This is a genomic window from Colwellia sp. Arc7-D (assembly GCF_003061515.1).
Taxonomy (GTDB): domain Bacteria; phylum Pseudomonadota; class Gammaproteobacteria; order Enterobacterales; family Alteromonadaceae; genus Cognaticolwellia.
This window is the reverse complement of record NZ_CP028924.1, coordinates 3,501,033-3,518,142: the sequence shown is the minus strand read 5'-3', so window position 1 is coordinate 3,518,142 and position 17,110 is coordinate 3,501,033. Positions and strand designations below refer to the sequence as shown.

General features: G+C 38.3%; 14 protein-coding genes. 13 read left to right on the top strand and 1 reads right to left on the bottom strand.

The window, feature by feature from the left end:
* Positions 1–243 precede the first annotated feature (243 nt).
* The 10 genes from ndk (at position 244) to DBO93_RS15100 (ending at position 11,463) form a co-directional block, all read left to right on the top strand.
* Positions 244–675: a nucleoside-diphosphate kinase gene (gene ndk / locus DBO93_RS15145; RefSeq protein WP_108457089.1), complete on the top strand. Its 432-nt coding sequence runs from the start codon at positions 244–246 to the stop codon at positions 673–675.
* Positions 676–953: 278 nt separating this feature from the next.
* Complete coding sequence (locus DBO93_RS15140) at positions 954–2,099, top strand: bifunctional tRNA (adenosine(37)-C2)-methyltransferase TrmG/ribosomal RNA large subunit methyltransferase RlmN (protein ID WP_108457088.1); 1,146 nt, start codon at positions 954–956, stop codon at positions 2,097–2,099.
* A gap of 41 nt (positions 2,100–2,140) precedes the next feature.
* Positions 2,141–3,496, top strand: coding sequence for a type IV pilus biogenesis/stability protein PilW (pilW, locus tag DBO93_RS15135; protein ID WP_108457087.1), 1,356 nt, complete (start codon positions 2,141–2,143; stop codon positions 3,494–3,496).
* A 12-nt stretch (positions 3,497–3,508) separates the two neighbouring features.
* The gene (locus DBO93_RS15130; protein WP_108457086.1) at positions 3,509–4,510 is read left to right on the top strand and encodes a RodZ domain-containing protein; all 1,002 of its coding nucleotides are present in this window, start codon (positions 3,509–3,511) and stop codon (positions 4,508–4,510) included.
* A gap of 47 nt (positions 4,511–4,557) precedes the next feature.
* Positions 4,558–5,676 (top strand): flavodoxin-dependent (E)-4-hydroxy-3-methylbut-2-enyl-diphosphate synthase, encoded by a 1,119-nt coding sequence (ispG, locus tag DBO93_RS15125; RefSeq protein WP_108457085.1) that lies wholly within the window; start codon positions 4,558–4,560, stop codon positions 5,674–5,676.
* A 155-nt stretch (positions 5,677–5,831) separates the two neighbouring features.
* Positions 5,832–7,106 carry a histidine--tRNA ligase gene (hisS, locus tag DBO93_RS15120; protein WP_108457084.1) on the top strand — a complete coding sequence of 425 codons (1,275 nt, stop codon included), beginning with the start codon at positions 5,832–5,834 and terminating at the stop codon, positions 7,104–7,106.
* A 9-nt stretch (positions 7,107–7,115) separates the two neighbouring features.
* Entirely contained in the window at positions 7,116–7,754 is a 639-nt protein-coding gene (locus tag DBO93_RS15115; protein WP_108457083.1) for a tetratricopeptide repeat protein, read from the top strand.
* Positions 7,755–7,774: 20 nt separating this feature from the next.
* On the top strand, positions 7,775–8,977 hold the full coding sequence (bamB, locus tag DBO93_RS15110; protein ID WP_239059011.1) for an outer membrane protein assembly factor BamB: 1,203 nt from the start codon (positions 7,775–7,777) through the stop codon (positions 8,975–8,977).
* 145 nt (positions 8,978–9,122) lie between these two features.
* Entirely contained in the window at positions 9,123–10,598 is a 1,476-nt protein-coding gene (der, locus tag DBO93_RS15105) for a ribosome biogenesis GTPase Der (RefSeq protein ID WP_108457081.1), read from the top strand.
* Between the two features lie 181 nt (positions 10,599–10,779).
* Entirely contained in the window at positions 10,780–11,463 is a 684-nt protein-coding gene (locus DBO93_RS15100; protein ID WP_108457080.1) for a PilZ domain-containing protein, read from the top strand.
* On the opposite strand, the gene xseA is transcribed toward DBO93_RS15100, so the two are convergent.
* Positions 11,460–12,797 carry an exodeoxyribonuclease VII large subunit gene (gene xseA, locus DBO93_RS15095; RefSeq protein WP_108457079.1) on the bottom strand — a complete coding sequence of 446 codons (1,338 nt, stop codon included), beginning with the start codon at positions 12,795–12,797 and terminating at the stop codon, positions 11,460–11,462. The genes DBO93_RS15100 and xseA overlap by 4 nt on opposite strands.
* Positions 12,798–12,986: 189 nt before the next feature.
* Between xseA and guaB the strand changes: the two genes are divergently transcribed.
* The 3 genes from guaB to DBO93_RS15080 all read left to right on the top strand — a co-directional run bounded on the left by guaB (position 12,987) and on the right by DBO93_RS15080 (position 17,101).
* Complete coding sequence (guaB, locus tag DBO93_RS15090; protein WP_108457078.1) at positions 12,987–14,459, top strand: IMP dehydrogenase; 1,473 nt, start codon at positions 12,987–12,989, stop codon at positions 14,457–14,459.
* A 232-nt stretch (positions 14,460–14,691) separates the two neighbouring features.
* The gene (gene guaA, locus DBO93_RS15085; RefSeq protein WP_108457077.1) at positions 14,692–16,269 is read left to right on the top strand and encodes a glutamine-hydrolyzing GMP synthase; all 1,578 of its coding nucleotides are present in this window, start codon (positions 14,692–14,694) and stop codon (positions 16,267–16,269) included.
* Positions 16,270–16,525: 256 nt separating this feature from the next.
* Entirely contained in the window at positions 16,526–17,101 is a 576-nt protein-coding gene (locus tag DBO93_RS15080) for a hypothetical protein (RefSeq protein WP_108457076.1), read from the top strand.
* Positions 17,102–17,110 lie beyond the last annotated feature (9 nt).

Below are 17,110 nucleotides of genomic sequence, written 5' to 3'. Positions count from 1 at the left end.
TCACTGATAATGACAACTGAATCTTATTGAAACAGCGCTCACCAGATGAGCGTTTTTTTTATCTCGAGATAAAGCCAGTAAACTAAAACTAAAGACTCAGCTAATGATGACCTTATGTTAAATAATAGTTGAGCAGAGCGCCAAGACGAAAAATGATAACCCTAGGCATTTGCTTTTAATTCGTCTATAATCGCGCCAAAATTTATACCGTATTTTAATTCTAATTTTATTGAGAGGGCTATCATGGCTATCGAACGTACTTTTTCTATCGTAAAACCAGACGCAGTTGCTAAAAACTTTATTGGTCAAATCTACAACCGTTTTGAAACAGCTGGTTTAAAAATCGTTGCTTCTAAAATGGTACATTTATCACAAGAGAAAGCTGAAGGTTTTTACGCTGAACACAGCGAACGTCCTTTCTTTGGTGCTTTAGTTGCATTCATGACTTCTGGCCCAGTAATGGTTCAAGTTTTAGAAGGCGAAAACGCTGTACTTAAAAACCGTGAAATCATGGGTGCTACTAACCCTGCTGAAGCACTTGCTGGTACTATTCGTGCTGACCTTGCTGATTCAATTGACGAAAATGCTGCTCACGGTTCTGATGCTTTAGAATCAGCTGCACGTGAAATTGCATACTTCTTCTCTGACGAAGAAATTTGTCCACGTACTCGTTAATTTTAAATTTTACATAATTTGCTGAGCTATTTATAGACAGCTTGATGTAGGTTGAAAATTGATTTGAAGGATTTTACTGATGAATCGGTAAAATCCTTTTGTCTATTCTAAGACCATATAAAATTGAATGTTTTTAATCGTGAGTACAACACTGAGAACATTGACTTTTATTTAATTTAAATCCGGTTGAGATTTAAAATAGAACCACAAATTGTTTGTTTTGCACAAAAAGCGTACAATTTAATCTGTAATTTTTGTAGTTTTGAGAAGCTTTTATCATGAGTGATGTAACCGAAGTAGTAACCCCAGTGAAGAAAAAAATTAACTTACTTAATCTTGATCATCAAGGTATGCGAGAGTATTTTGCTTCAATCGGCGAAAAGCCATTTCGTGCTGACCAAATTATGAAGTGGATGTATCATTTCGGCTATGATGATTTTGAGTTAATGACTAACTTAAATAAAAAGCTACGTGAGAAATTACAACGTGATACCGAAATTAAAGCCCCAGAAATATCTGAAAAACAAGTATCAAGCGACGGCACAATAAAGTACGCGTTAAGTCTTGAGGGTGGTCAAGAAATTGAAACCGTTTGGATCCCTGAAAATGGCCGAGCTACACTTTGTGTTTCATCCCAAGTAGGTTGTGCTTTGGAATGTACTTTTTGCTCAACAGCGCAGCAAGGCTTTAACCGTAACCTTTCTATGGCAGAAATTATTGGTCAGGTATGGCGCGTAGCAAATGATATTGGCGCCACACGCATCGCTGGTACACGTCCCATTACTAATATTGTAATGATGGGCATGGGCGAACCATTGCTTAATATGAAAAATTTGATACCCGCTTTAGACACCATGCTTAATGATCTAGGTTACGGGTTGTCAAAACGTCGTGTTACGGTTAGTACTTCAGGCGTAGTACCGGCTTTAGATATGTTAAAAGAAAAAATTGATTGTGCTTTGGCGATATCTATTCATGCGGGCAATAACACCTTGCGTGATGAATTAGTGCCGATTAACAAAAAGTACCCATTGGAAGAATTTATTGCCGCAGCCGGTCGTTATATAGATGGTTCAAAAGCCAATAAACAAGCAACGATAGAATATGTAATGCTTGATCATGTTAATGACAGCACAGATCAAGCACATGAATTAGCACATGCTTTGAAAGATTTACCTAGTAAAATTAATCTTATTCCATTTAATCCTTACCCAGGTTCGCCTTATAAACGTTCAAGTAATTCTCGTATTGATCGCTTCGATAAAGTGCTACAAAGCTATGGTCTGACAGTGATCACGCGTCGAACGCGTGGTGACGATATTGACGCTGCATGTGGGCAATTAGCAGGTGAGGTTTTAGACAGAACTAAGCGAACAGGAAAAAAAGAGGTGAAAGCTGACTCAATTTCAGTAAAGATGGTTTAATTGCTCTTTATTAATACTGACTAAGTGACTTCATTTTTATTATGAAAAAATTATTACCGTTTTTTATCGCGTTGCTATCGACAAGTACTCTTACGGCTTGTGTGACGCAAAATTATGGCAATGATAAAGACACGCCATTAATTGAAAATGAATCCAGTAACAACGAAATAGCGATGACTAGAATCTCGCTGGGCTTAGGCTATTTAAAAATGGGCAATACCCAGCAGGCTAAGCTTAATTTAGAAAAAGCAAAACGTTTCTCACCCAACTTGGTGCAAGTTCATACGGCATTTGCACACTATTACGATACAGTGGGCGAACCTGATTTAGCAACCCAAGCTTATGAGCATGCATTGAGTATTAATAGCCAAGACGCTGATACGCTCAATAATTATGGTGTGTTCTTGTGTAGAAACGAGAAGTACGCAGCTGCCGAAAAACAAATGTTAAAAGCGATATCAATACCTAGCTATATATTAGTCGCGCAAAGTTATGAAAATTTAGCCTTTTGCCAATTAAAAGCTGAGCAATTTGATAAAGCGCAAACATACCTTGAAAAAGCTATTGCTCACAGTCCAAATAGAGCAAGTTCGTTATTACAAATGATGCGTTTACAATACGCTAAAAGCAACTATAAGTTAGCGCAAACTTACCTTTATCGATATGAAAAATCAACACGTCGTTTTAGTGCTGATGCTTTAGCTTTGGCTTTTAAAATTTTTCAAAAGCAAGGGAATAAACGTATTTCATCTAATTACGCCAATATGTTAGTTAAAATGTTTCCAAACTCTTTTGAAGCTAAACAATACATATTAAATGAACTTTATCAGATTGATGCAGACAAACTAGCAGAAGTATATCGCGCTACCCTGATGGAGGGCAGTAGCGAAAAAAGTAAAAAGCGTGTTGTGGTATTGTCACCTAAAAATGACTCAACGGTTACCGACTCGAGTTTAAGTCGATATGGTTTAAAGCCTATTATGGCAAACTCTGTGATGCCAACAACTCAGCAAGAAGCTGAGACGAAGGCAGAAAAAGCAAGCAATACTGAGCAATCGAGTAATTCTGTTCAATCAGAGTCTGTTAATAATAAAAAGGCAGAAGCGAAGACAGAAGAAAAACTAGCAAATAAAACGCTTAAGTCGCAAACTAACGAACAAGTAAATACCCAAGATATAGCGCCAGTAATTGAAGTTAAAGATGAAAAAGTCAGAACGGCTATGGTGTCATTACCCATACATATAGTAAGCAAAGGCGATAGTTTGTTTGCCATTTCTAAGCAATATAATATTGTGATGAAAAGTTTAGAACGTTGGAATAAGCTGCGTCGTCCATATCTTTTAAAAATTGGTGATGTTATCTATCTGGCAGATCCAAAATCAGCGATGAAACGCTAAGAGAAACGCTTGATGAAGCAAGAAGTAAATATATTGAAAAATGAAGATGATAAATCAGTCGACGTTGCTGATGAAGCCAACCTAGCTGTTGGTCCTGGGCATATACTCAAAGAAGCGCGTGAATTACGTGGTTTAAGTGAGCAACAAGTTGCTAATAAACTTAATTTTAGAATACGTTTAGTGCAAGACATTGAGATCAATGTTTTTGATCGTAGTTTGCCAGAAGCTTTTAATCGTGGGTACCTGAAAAATTACGCTCAATTAGTTCATGTTTCAGAAGTCGTTGTACTCAATAGTTATGATCAATTAGCTGAAGCACAAAGTCAGTGTGCAGGAATGCAAAGTTTTTCTAAAGGCACGGAAAAACAGGCTGAGCATAAAATGTTAATGTGGATAACCTATCTCATTTTAGCAATATTGTTTACTGCAACCGTAGTTTGGTGGCTTCAAACACCTTCAGAGCAACCTGAGCCTTTAATAACTGATAGCGTTGAAACAGTGACTGAACAAAATAGTACAGTTCAGAGTGGTACTTTAGTTAATGAAAATAACTTGGCAGATTCAGTTATTGACCAGAATGTTTTAACTTCTCCCCAATTACCTAACGATGTTAATGATGAAATAGATACAGCACCAGAAAATGTTGCTAATAGAGCGCTTGTTAACGCTGAAGTTATGCCATTAATTGCCGATTCAGCTTCGACTAAAGTCAACGAAACGGTTGCGGTCAACGTTGAAAATAAGCTTGATGAAAATGCCACTTCGTTAGTGGCTAATGTCGTTTTTACTTTTTCAGGTGACTGTTGGGTTAACATATATGATGCGACCGGCGAAAGAATTGCTTGGGGTGTTAAAAAGTCTGGCTATGTTATGCAAATTTCTGGTCAAGCTCCTTTTTCTATCACATTAGGTAAACCTGAGTTAGTGCAAATAGATTATAATGACGTACCGGTTGATATGACGGCATTTAATGCAGGAAATATTGCCAAGTTCTCACTCCCTATGGTGCCTTAATTCGGTCATTTTTTGTTTAATTAATATAACAAGATTGAAATTTTATTATGTTTAAAGAATCTCCTATTATTCGTCGAAAGTCCCGCCAAATTATGGTCGGCAATGTGCCCGTTGGTGGTGATGCACCTATTACGGTTCAGTCTATGACCAATACACTGACGACCGACGTTGCAGCAACGGTAGCACAAATCAATGCTCTTGAAGCGGTTGGTGCAGACATTGTCAGAGTTAGTGTACCTACTATGGATGCGGCTGAAGCATTTCGAGAAATTAAGCTACAAACTAATATTCCATTAGTTGCAGATATTCATTTTGACTATCGAATTGCTTTGAAAGTAGCTGAATACGGTGTCGACTGTTTGCGTATCAATCCAGGTAATATTGGTCGAGAAGACAGAGTTCGCTCTGTAGTTGAATGTGCTCGCGACAATAACATTCCAATTCGTATTGGTGTCAATGGCGGCTCGTTAGAAAAAGATATACAAGAAAGATATAAAGAACCAACGCCTGAGGCATTGCTAGAATCGGCTATGCGTCATGTTGACATTCTTGACCGCTTAAATTTTCATGAATTTAAAGTCAGTGTAAAAGCTTCAGACGTTTTTCTTGCCGTAGGTGCGTATCGTTTATTAGCCAAGCAAATTGATAATCCATTACACCTAGGTATTACAGAGGCTGGTGGTTTGCGCTCAGGCTCTGTTAAATCATCAGTAGGACTAGGTTTATTGCTCGCTGAGGGTATCGGCGATACATTGCGAGTATCATTAGCCGCTGATCCTATCGAAGAAATTAAAGTGGGTTTTGATATTTTAAAATCTTTAAAGCTGCGTAGTCGTGGTATCAACTTTATCGCTTGTCCAAGTTGTTCACGCCAAGAGTTTGATGTTATTTCAACGGTAAATGCTTTGGAGCAACGCGTTGAAGATATCATGACACCAATGGATGTTTCGATTATTGGTTGTATTGTTAATGGCCCAGGTGAAGCTTTAGTGTCTGACTTAGGTTTAACCGGCAGTAGCAAGAAGAGTGGATATTACCTTGATGGTATACGACAAAAAGCGCGCTTTGATAACAATAACCTTGTTGACCAGCTTGAACAAAGAATTCGCGCAAAAGCTAAGATGCTGGATGCGAGTAATCAAATAGCAATACAAGAACTAGATTAATTAAGCTTAATTCATTACGCTAGCGGCTGTTATTTACGTTTGATAGCAAACTGCCTATACTATGCACGATAAATAATGGCGCTCGACAAAAGTATAATTTGTATAAGCGAATGAATTAATAACTGAACAAATAAACATTAGCGAGAAAATGATACGTGAGTAAAGCATTACAAGCCATTAGAGGTATGAACGACTGTTTGCCTGCAGAAACAGGTGTTTGGCAAATGGTAGAAACAGTATTACGCCGAGTTGCCAGTAATTACGGCTTTGCAGAAATACGTATGCCTATTGTAGAGTCAACGGCATTATTCAAACGCTCTATTGGTGAAGTTACCGATATTGTTGAGAAAGAAATGTATACCTTTGACGATCGTAATGGCGACAGCTTAACATTGCGACCTGAAGGCACAGCTAGTTGTGTTCGAGCAGCTAATCAACATGGTTTACTGTATAACCAAGAGCAACGCTTATGGTATATGGGGCCGATGTTTCGCCATGAACGTCCACAAAAAGGGCGTTATCGTCAATTTCATCAGTTTGGCCTAGAAGCCTTTGGTATAGCTACACCGGATATTGACGCTGAAATTATTATGTTAACGTCACGATTGTGGCGGGAACTTGGTATCAATGAGTTTGTCACACTAGAGTTAAACTCTTTAGGATCGAACGAAGAGCGTGGCAAATATCGAGATGCACTTGTAGAATTTTTATCTGAAAAAGAACACCTTTTAGATGAAGACAGTAAACGTCGAATGCACACTAATCCATTGCGTGTTTTAGACAGTAAGAACCCAGACGTACAAGCGGCATTAACGGGTGCACCTAAATTAGCCGATTACTTTGGTGAAGAGTCTAGTGCACATTTTGCCTCAGTTTGTCAGCGCTTAGATGCTGCAGGCATCAAGTATGTAATAAATGATCGCTTAGTTCGTGGTTTAGATTATTATAATCGTACTGTTTTTGAGTGGGTTACATCTAGCTTAGGCGCTCAAGGTACTATTTGTGCTGGTGGGCGTTATGACGGTTTAGTAGAACAATTAGGTGGTAAATCGACACCAGGTGTTGGTTTTGCACTAGGTATTGAACGATTAGTACTCATGTTAACCAGTTTAGAAAAAGCGAATAATGTAAGAGCCCAAGTTGACGCTTACGTTATTATGTTAGGCAATGACGCTGAAATAGCAGGTAACGGCTTAGCAGAACAATGGCGAGATCAAGTACCAGATATAAGATTACAATGTCACTGTGGTGGTGGCAATATGAAAAAACAAATGAAGCGTGCGGATAAGTCAGGTGCCCAAATAGCATTGATTCTTGGTGAAGATGAAGTAGCTCAAAAAACGGTAACTGTAAAATATTTGCGCGGACAACAAGAACAACAAAGTTTGTCACTTGAACAAGTGTCAGACCTTTTAACAAATTTACTTTAAGGGTTAGTTTTGGATATACATCAAACAGAAGAACAACAAGTAGAAGCAATCAAAACGTTTTGGAGTGAAAACGGAAACGCAATTATTGCTGGTTTAGTTATTGGTTTTTCAGGATTTATTGGCCTTAATTACTATAACGACTATAAATTACAACAAGAGCTTAATACTTCAGAAGCTTATCAAGCAATGATGGAAGCATCGACTGAAGAGGGTGCCAACTTTGAAGCTGCTGGTAATGCTTTCATTGCTGAAAACGATGCCTCTAGTTATGCCATGCTAACGTCAATTGCTTTAGCTAAAGAAGCAGCTGAAAACCAAAACTGGGAAAAAGCTGAAACATATTTATCGACAGCGATTGAAAAGTCAGTTGATGACGGTATTAAAGCTATTGCTACTGTGCGTTTAGCGCGAGTGCAATTACAGTTAGAAAAATACGAAGCAGCGTTGGCAACATTAGCGCCTGAATTACCTGAGTCATTCGACGCTAGTGTTGAAGAAATCAAAGGTGATATTTACTTTAAACAAGGTAAATCAGAATTAGCACGTACAGCTTACCAAGCGGCTATTGATGGTGCTAGCGATAGCAGCAACCCTGCTTTACAAATGAAATTAGATAACCTAGCGCAAGTTATTAACTTAAACAAATAGAGAGTGATATAAGCATGTTTATGAGTAAACGCTTTAATAAAAACCTCCTTGTTATTTGTTTTCTAGCACTTGGCATTTCTGCGTGTTCTTCAACAGATGATGAAGACGAAGATCTTAAGGTTGCAGAGTTAACAGAAATAAAGGCATTGTTTGAACCTGCTGTAAAGTGGGACACAAGTGTTGGCGATGGTGTTGGTGATTACTTTTCTCGTATTCAACCTGTAGTCGCTTACGGTAAAGTTTTTAGCACAAGTCGTGACGGTGAAGCTTACGCTTTTGATGAAAAAACCGGTAAGCAAGTTTGGTATGCTGACTTAAGTGATATTGAAAACAAACGTGGTTTTTTTGATGATAAAGAACCTGCGCTTATTAGCGGTGGTGTTGTTGCTGGCATAAACAAAGTCTTTTTCGGTAGTGAAAATGGTGAAGTTATTGCGCTTGACGCTGAAAAGGGCAAGCTATCTTGGAAAGGTAAAGTTAAAGGTGAGGTCATAGCAGCACCAGCTTTAGATTCTGGGAAACTTGTGGTAAATACTGCTTCGGGTGTGATGAAAGCATTCAATGCTTCAAATGGTCAAGACGACTGGCAAATTGAACAAGATGTTCCACCATTAACATTGCGTGGCATCAGCGCACCGGTAATTGCGGGTGGTGGTGTAATTGTTGGCTCAGCTGACGGTTCATTATCTGTTTATTTACTTGAGCAAGGTCGCCAAGGTTGGACAGTAGATATTGGTGAAGCGGCAGGCTCAACTGAATTAGAACGTGTAATTGATGTTGACTCAACGCCATTAATATACGGTGATAACATTTATACTGTTTCGTCACGTGGTAATTTAAGTGCAGTAGAGTTACGTTCAGGCCGTGTATTATGGCAACGTCAATACTCTTCTTACCGTGAAGTTTCTATCAGTGGTAACAGCCTATTTTTAACCGACGTTAAAGGTCATGTATATGCCATCGATCGTAATAATGGTTTAGAGCTTTGGAGCCAACTATTATTCACTAATCGCGGCCTCACAGGACCTGTTCCTCAAGGTAACTATGTAGTGGTCGGTGATTTTGAAGGTTATTTGCATTGGTTAGATCAAACTACGGGTGAAGTAGTTGCTCGCCATCATGTTGATGGTAGTGGAATTCATGCAACTCCTACGGTTGAAAATAATGTTTTGTATAGCCAAGCACGTAATGGTGATTTAGAAGCGATTACTATTCCAAAATAAGATATTCATTTAGCCGGTTAAAAAAAATGGGCTAGTTAAATATTTAGGCTAAAATTATAAACGGCTCCAGTGCAAAATGTGCTGGAGCCGTTGTTTATTAATAACACTAATATCAAATTAGTGTAAAAAGAAATTTGAGGTGAACATGCTTCCTGTAGTAGCACTTGTTGGGCGACCTAATGTCGGTAAATCAACACTATTTAATAGATTAACGCGCAGTAGAGATGCTTTAGTTGCCGATTATCCTGGTTTAACTCGCGATCGCCAATACGGAAAAGCGGAAGTTGAAGAACATCCTTTTATCGTTATTGATACCGGTGGTATTGAAGGCAACGAGAAAGGTATCGATGCGCTAATGGCAGAGCAATCATTGATCGCTATTGATGAAGCTGATGCTGTGTTGTTTATGGTTGATGCAAGAGCGGGTTTAACTTCTGCTGACCAAGGTATTGCGAGTCATTTACGTAAGCAAGATAAAAAAGTCTTTTTAGTGGCCAATAAAGTAGACGGTATAGATGCCGACTCTGCCGTTGCTGACTTTTATTCTCTAGGTTTAGGCGATGTAGTTCATCAAATTGCGGCCGCACATGGCCGTGGGGTTACACAGTTATTAACCTTAGCACTAACGCCTCATATCGAAGAACTTGGTAAACCAAAAGCTCAAGAAAATGATGAGTTTGACGGTGAATATGACGAAAATATCGATCATGAAGCACTAGACCAAAAAAATATTGATGATGCGCCTGAAGAAACAGACACCATAAAGTTAGCCATAATTGGTAAGCCTAACGTAGGCAAATCAACATTAACTAACCGTATTTTAGGTGAAGACAGAGTTGTGGTATTTGACATGCCAGGGACAACACGTGATAGCGTGTACATCCCAATGGAGCATAATGGCCGACCGTACACGCTTATAGATACCGCAGGTATTCGTCGCCGTAAAAATGTTACCGATATTGTTGAAAAGTTTTCTGTGATTAAAACCTTACGAGCAATTGAAGATGCGAACGTTTGTTTGTTGATCATCGATGCTCAAGAGGGAATTAGCGACCAAGATTTAAGCTTACTTGGCTTTATTTTAGAAGCGGGTCGTTCATTAGTACTAGCGGTAAATAAATGGGATGGCTTAGATGATCATGTTAAAGATCGTATAAAATCTGAATTAGATCGCCGTTTAGGCTTTATTGATTTTGCCCGTATTCATTTTATTTCAGCACTACATGGTACAGGTGTAGGTCATTTATACGAATCAGTAGAAGAAGCGTTTGTTTCAGCGACTAAACGTATATCTACTTCTATGGTGACTAAGATTTTAGATATGGCAGTGTTTGACCATCAGCCACCTATGCATCAAGGCCGTCGTATAAAACTAAAATATGCTCATGCTGGTGGTTATAACCCACCTATTATTGTCATTCATGGCAATTTAGCAAAAAATTTACCACTTTCTTATAAACGGTATTTAATGAATTACTATCGTAAGTCATTGAAAATTATGGGTACGCCGATTAGAATTGAGTTTAGAGAAACGTCTAATCCGTTTGCAGGTAAGAAAAAACTAACCTACACGGAACAGAAGAAAATGGCACGTGCAACTCAAGGTTATAAAAAAGACTAAGAGTTATTTTTTAGTTATAGAAAACTGACTTATTAAGGTCAGTTTTTTTATCACTAAATTTTGTATAAAATTACAGCAAAGTATATTGCGTTAGCGACTATATTCCGCTAATGTAAACTCTCTAAGCATCTTATTTAACAGTATTATTTTGTTTCATTAAGAATAAAATTTTTGGAAATTTATGCCTGATACTTCAGCGAGAATTGAAACGGTAGCACGGTTAAATAATAATTTAGCTTTATTACATCCCGGCGCTGTTGTGACACTAGATATGTCGACTCCTGCGGGACAACGTGGAAAGTTTCGTTCAACTTTTATTGGTTATTTGCAGAAACACTATGTCTTAGTTCAATACCCTGACAGCTCAAAAATGGGTACTTTCGCTCAATACATTGCTCCTGGCATGGGTGTAACGGTACGCGGTTTAATTGAAGGGCATGAAGGAGCTGTGGTTGCCTTTATTTCTAATTTGAAACAGTCAATTCAAATACCATCACGTATTTTAGTCTTAGAGTTTCCACGCGAAGTAAGTTTACAAAACTTACGGTCTTCTATGCGCATTGAAACCTATATTAAAGCTAAAACTAAAATTAAAGATGAGTATTGGGGATCAATAATTTCTGATATTTCTGTTTCTGGCTGTAAGCTCATGATCACTAATGGAGAAAAGCTTACATTAACTGATGATAAGCCAGTAGAAATTATTATCGAAGATTTTCAGAGCTTAAAAAACCTTAAGCTTGAAGCTGAAATTTGTAATAGTAAAATTCAAGCGGGGGGCGTATTACTCGGTGTTAAATTTAGCGACTCAAGCAAGTCAGAAGTGACTAAACTATTACAAGAAGCGGTAATCTTATCCGGTTAATTTGCTTTCACCGCTATTACTTTAGCGTCTATTACACCATCTGAAACTTCCACTTTAATATTACTTTCAATCGTAATATCTTTGATACTTTTAATCATGTCACCCTGTTCAGTGCGAGTTATGCTGTAACCCCGAGCAATCGTTGCTAGCGGGCTAACAATATGTAGCTGTTCGCATTGATGAGCAAAAGACTCTCTTTTAAGCATTAATAGTCGTTGTTGTGCACTACTAAGTTGTGTTATTAGTTGCTCACAATACAGTAAATTACGTTTTATCTTGTTAGCCGGGCTTGCATTTAAAAGACGTTGCTGGAGATAGCTAGGCTGGTGCTTAACTTGATTAAGTTTTCGAGATATAAACCCTTGCAAACGTAAAGTGAGTTCATCCGATTTTTGTTGTTTATTTTGTAATTGATGTTCAGGGTGAACTTGGCCTAATCGGTGGTTTAAATTTACCACAGAGAATCTTGAACGTTGTAATTGTTGTTTGATCGCTAATTGAGCACGGCTGAGAAGAACCTTAACGCTATTGATCCGTTCATCAACATCAGCAGAAACAAGTTCGGCTGCAGCAGAGGGGGTTGGGGCCCTTAAATCAGCCACATAATCAGATAATGTAGTATCTATTTCATGACCCACGCCACTGATAGTCGGTAATATGGATTGAAAAATAGCACGTGCCACTATTTCTTCATTAAAAGCCCATAAATCTTCTAGAGAACCACCGCCACGTGATATTAATAATACGTCTACCTCGTTGCGTTGATTTGCCAAAGCTATTGCCTGAGCAATATCATATTTAGCCTGCTCGCCTTGCACTAACACGGGGTAAATAATAACTTTTAATAAAGGGTTTCTACGGTTGAGTACTGTGATGATATCTTTTACCGCAGCACCGGTAGGGGAGGTAATTATACCTACCGTTTGAATTAACTTAGGGATGACTTGCTTGTGATGAAGTTCGAATAAGCCTTCGTTATGTAGTTTATCTTTTAATAATTGATATTGTTGTCGTAATAGCCCTTCACCGGCAGACTCCATTTGTTCGATAATAAGTTGGAAGTCGCCTCTAGGTTCGTACAATGATACTTTGGCCCGCACTAAAACCTGCTGACCATTTTGCGGTTGTATTCTTACTCTGCGATTATTGCCTTTAAACATGGCACAACGAACTTGTGACTTTTGATCTTTAAGTGATAAATACCAATGCCCTGAACCGGCGGCAATAAAATTAGAAATTTCACCACATAACCAGACCGTATTTAACTCACTTTCTAGAATAAAACGTACTTTTTTGGTGAGTTCACTTACTTGAAGAATATGCTGTTGAGCCATAAATACGTTACTTTTTTAATATTAAGAGGAAATGAAGGTGTCATTATTAAGTATTATATATTTGTTTAGCCAAGCATCGACAGTTTATTTTCGATTAATTGCAATTATAAGTTTACCTTAGCAGGGAAAGCGGTTAAAATTCTGCCGCAATATTTCCTCCCTAACCACTCATTTTAGAGAGATGTTGCGATGTTAAGAATTGCCCAAGAAGCGTTAACTTTTGACGATGTTTTACTGGTACCTGCTCATTCTACGGTACTGCCTCATACTGCCGATTTAAAAACCAAATTAACTCGAAAGATCAATTTAAATGTTCCTATGATCTCTGCGTCGATGGACACAGTGACCGAAGCGCGTTTAGCCATTACCTTAGCACAAGAAGGTGGCATAGGTTTTATTCATAAAAATATGACCATTGCTGAACAAGCCAAAAATGTTTCTCAAGTAAAGAAATTTGAAAGTGGTATTGTTTCAGATCCAGTAACCGTTAACCCTAGTGCAAGTATCCTAGATACTATGCGTTTAGCGGATGAGCTTGGTTTTTCTGGTTTCCCTGTTGTTGATGAAAAAAATAAATTGGTCGGTATTATTACTGGTCGTGATTTACGTTTTGAAACTGACTTAGAAAAGCCGGTTTCAGCATTGATGACCAAAAAAGATAAATTAGTCACCGTTAAAGAAGGTGCTTCGCGTGAAGAAATTTTATGTTTGATGCATGAGCATCGCATTGAAAAAATTCTCATGATCGATGATGCCTTTACTTTGAAGGGCTTAATTACCGTTAAAGATTACCAAAAAGCTGAAAGCAAACCTAACGCATGTAAAGACGAGTTAGGTCGTTTACGTGTTGGTGCTGCTGTTGGTGTTGGTGCAGGTACAGACGAACGTATTGACGCGCTTGTTGCTGCTGGTGTAGATGTACTATTAATTGATACTTCACACGGTCATTCGCAAGGTGTTATTGACCGCGTTGCTGAAACACGCACTCGTTATCCTGATTTACAAATTATTGCAGGTAACGTTGCTACAGGTGCTGGTGCTAAAGCACTGGCAGATGTTGGTGTTGACGCGGTAAAAGTTGGTATAGGTCCAGGTTCTATTTGTACTACTCGTATCGTTACGGGTGTAGGTGTACCGCAATTAACCGCTATTTCGAATGCTGTTGAAGCCTTAAAAGGTACAGGTATTCCGGTTATTGCTGATGGCGGCATTCGCTTTTCGGGCGATATTGCCAAGGCACTAGTTGCTGGCGCACATTGTGTAATGGTGGGGAGCATGCTTGCAGGTACTGAAGAAGCACCTGGTGAAGTCGAGCTTTATCAAGGTCGTTACTATAAGTCATATCGCGGCATGGGTTCTTTAGGCGCGATGAGCCAAAAAGAAGGTTCAAGTGATCGTTACTTCCAAAAGTCAGATGGTGAAGCAGACAAGTTAGTACCTGAAGGTATTGAAGGTCGTGTTGCTTATAAAGGTCCTGTTGCAGCAATTATTCATCAACAAATGGGTGGCTTGCGTTCATCAATGGGCTTAACTGGTTCAGCAACGATTGAAATTATGCGTACTAAACCAGAATTTATGAAAATCACTTCTGCAGGTATGGGTGAGTCGCACGTGCATGATGTTGCCATAACAAAAGAAGCACCTAACTACAGAACAGGTTAGGCTTTGTTGAATTATTGTCGTCAATTTTAAGGTTGTGAGTACTCAACCAGTAAACTAAGCATCAAGCTACTGACGTTTATATGACGGCAATATTTTCGATTGAATGTTGACAGAAATTATAGAAATAGATGATTGAAAATGTCATCTAAAAATTCAAATAGGCTGAGCGCTAACTCATATTGAGCAAGCTCAGCCTATTCATTTTATTGTTAAATAAAAGTAGGAAAACAACATGAGTAAAGACATTCATGATCACCGCATACTGATATTAGATTTTGGTTCGCAATACACTCAACTTATTGCTCGTCGTGTACGAGAAATAGGCGTTTACTGTGAATTATGGGCTTGGGATGTTACTCAAGAACAAATTGAAGGCTTTAACCCTACAGGTATTATATTAGCTGGCGGACCTGAGTCAGTTACTGAGCACAACTCTCCTCGTGCACCTGAATATGTTTTTAATGCCGGTGTACCTGTATTAGGCATTTGCTATGGCATGCAGACAATGGCTGAGCAATTGGGCGGTGCTGTTGAAGGCTCTGAGCATAAAGAGTTTGGTTATGCCGCTGTTGAAGTTATCGCTAAATCGGCGCTTTTTAATGCTATAGAAGATAACGTCAGTGCAAACGGTAATGCGTTATTAGATGTTTGGATGAGTCACGGCGATAAAGTATCAGCAATTCCTGATGGCTTTGTCACCGTAGCACAAACACCAAGTTGTAAATATGCAGCAATGGCCAATGAAGAAAAGCAATTTTACGGTGTGCAATTTCATCCTGAAGTAACACATACTAAACAAGGTTTGCGTATTTTAGAGCACTTTGTCGTTGATATTTGTCAATGTGAAAAATTGTGGACCCCAGCGTCAATTATTGAAGACGCCATTGAAAAAATGAAAGCACAAATTGGCGATGACGAAGTAATTCTTGGTTTATCAGGTGGTGTTGATTCATCAGTTGTTGCTATGCTTTTACATCGCGCGATTGGTGACAAGTTAACATGTGTGTTTGTTGATAACGGTTTATTACGTTTAAACGAAGGTCAGCAAGTGATGGATATGTTCGGTGACCATTTTGGTCTAAAGATTATTCATGTTAATGCTGAAAACCGTTTCTTAGATCGCTTAGCGACTGAGAGCGAGCCAGAAGCCAAACGTAAAATTATTGGCAATGTTTTTGTTGAAATTTTTGATGAAGAAGCGAATAAACTCAGCAACGCTAAATGGTTAGCGCAAGGCACTATTTACCCTGATGTTATAGAGTCAGCGGCATCTGCTACTGGTAAAGCCCATGTGATTAAATCTCATCATAATGTTGGTGGTTTACCTGATCATATGAAGCTTGGTTTAGTTGAGCCTTTACGTGAATTATTTAAAGATGAAGTACGTAAAATCGGACTCGAGTTAGGGCTACCTTACGATATGTTATATCGTCATCCGTTCCCTGGACCAGGTTTAGGTGTGCGTATTTTAGGTGAAGTGAAAAAAGAATATGCTGACTTATTACGTCGTGCGGATCATATTTTCATTGAAGAATTACACAAGCATGACTTATACAAAAAAGTAAGCCAAGCATTTACCGTGTTTTTACCTGTACGCTCTGTTGGTGTGATGGGTGATGCGCGTAAATATGATTGGGTAGTAAGTTTGCGCTGTGTGGAAACTATCGACTTTATGACGGCTCGTTGGTCACATTTACCTTACGACTTTTTAGGTCTGGTATCTAACCGTATTATCAATGAGATTGATGGTATATCTCGTGTGGTTTATGATATATCAGGCAAGCCACCTGCCACTATCGAGTGGGAATAATTTTTCTTTTATATCTTCATTAACGAAGTAAATGAATCAAATAAATTTAAAAAACCTGCTAAGAAGCAGGTTTTTTTTTGCCTTAAATACAATAGGTAAACTATGTTTTTTGATTCAATTTTGACAGTAAAATCGATAGTAGTGTTTATAGTTAATTATTGAATATGAAGAAAAAAATATGTACATTGTGCTCGTTAACTTTAGTTAACAAAATAATAACAAGTAATAAACAATAATAAATTGAAAGGGATCCTCAGTGAAAATATATATTCAAAGCATTATAGTGCTGCTAGCTCTACTCGTTACAGGCTGTGCGCACCAAATTGAAATAAACCCAGATATGGCAAATATTAACCAAGCAGAAAATAAGAGTGAAAAAATTGTTGGTTATTACATCTCTGATGAAAACAAAAAGAAAAAAGTAACCTCGCCAGGTGGCGGTGGCGATAAAATAACCTATCTACCATATAGTGATTTAGAAAGTGCTTTTTATACTGCTTTATCAAGTAAGTACAAAGATGTTTACTCGGTAAAATCATTAGATGAGAGTGACTTTATCAATGAGAAAGGCATTTCCTTAATTTTTGTACCTGAAATAGAAACTAATTCAAGCTCTGATAGTTTAATGACTTGGCCTGCGACAGACTTTTCAATCAAATTGATATGTAAAGCAATCGATGCGAATGGTGAGTTGGTTTGGGAAAAAACAGTCGAGTCGGCTGGTCATGCAGAGTTCGATGAATTTAAAAGTGACTTTTCACTTTCTGCCCGTCGCGCTTCAGAGCAAGCAATTAATCTACTTGTTGAAGAGCTCAACAACATTACTGAATAACACAGGGAG

Coding starts and splice junctions, on each gene's coding strand:
- ndk (WP_108457089.1), top strand. CDS start 244: ATGGCTATCGAACGTACTTTTTCTATCGTAAAACCAGACGCAGTTGCT.
- DBO93_RS15140 (WP_108457088.1), top strand. CDS start 954: ATGAGTGATGTAACCGAAGTAGTAACCCCAGTGAAGAAAAAAATTAAC.
- pilW (WP_108457087.1), top strand. CDS start 2,141: ATGAAAAAATTATTACCGTTTTTTATCGCGTTGCTATCGACAAGTACT.
- DBO93_RS15130 (WP_108457086.1), top strand. CDS start 3,509: ATGAAGCAAGAAGTAAATATATTGAAAAATGAAGATGATAAATCAGTC.
- ispG (WP_108457085.1), top strand. CDS start 4,558: ATGTTTAAAGAATCTCCTATTATTCGTCGAAAGTCCCGCCAAATTATG.
- bamB (WP_239059011.1), top strand. CDS start 7,775: ATGAGTAAACGCTTTAATAAAAACCTCCTTGTTATTTGTTTTCTAGCA.
- der (WP_108457081.1), top strand. CDS start 9,123: ATGCTTCCTGTAGTAGCACTTGTTGGGCGACCTAATGTCGGTAAATCA.
- DBO93_RS15100 (WP_108457080.1), top strand. CDS start 10,780: ATGCCTGATACTTCAGCGAGAATTGAAACGGTAGCACGGTTAAATAAT.
- xseA (WP_108457079.1), bottom strand. CDS start 12,797: ATGGCTCAACAGCATATTCTTCAAGTAAGTGAACTCACCAAAAAAGTA.
- guaB (WP_108457078.1), top strand. CDS start 12,987: ATGTTAAGAATTGCCCAAGAAGCGTTAACTTTTGACGATGTTTTACTG.
- guaA (WP_108457077.1), top strand. CDS start 14,692: ATGAGTAAAGACATTCATGATCACCGCATACTGATATTAGATTTTGGT.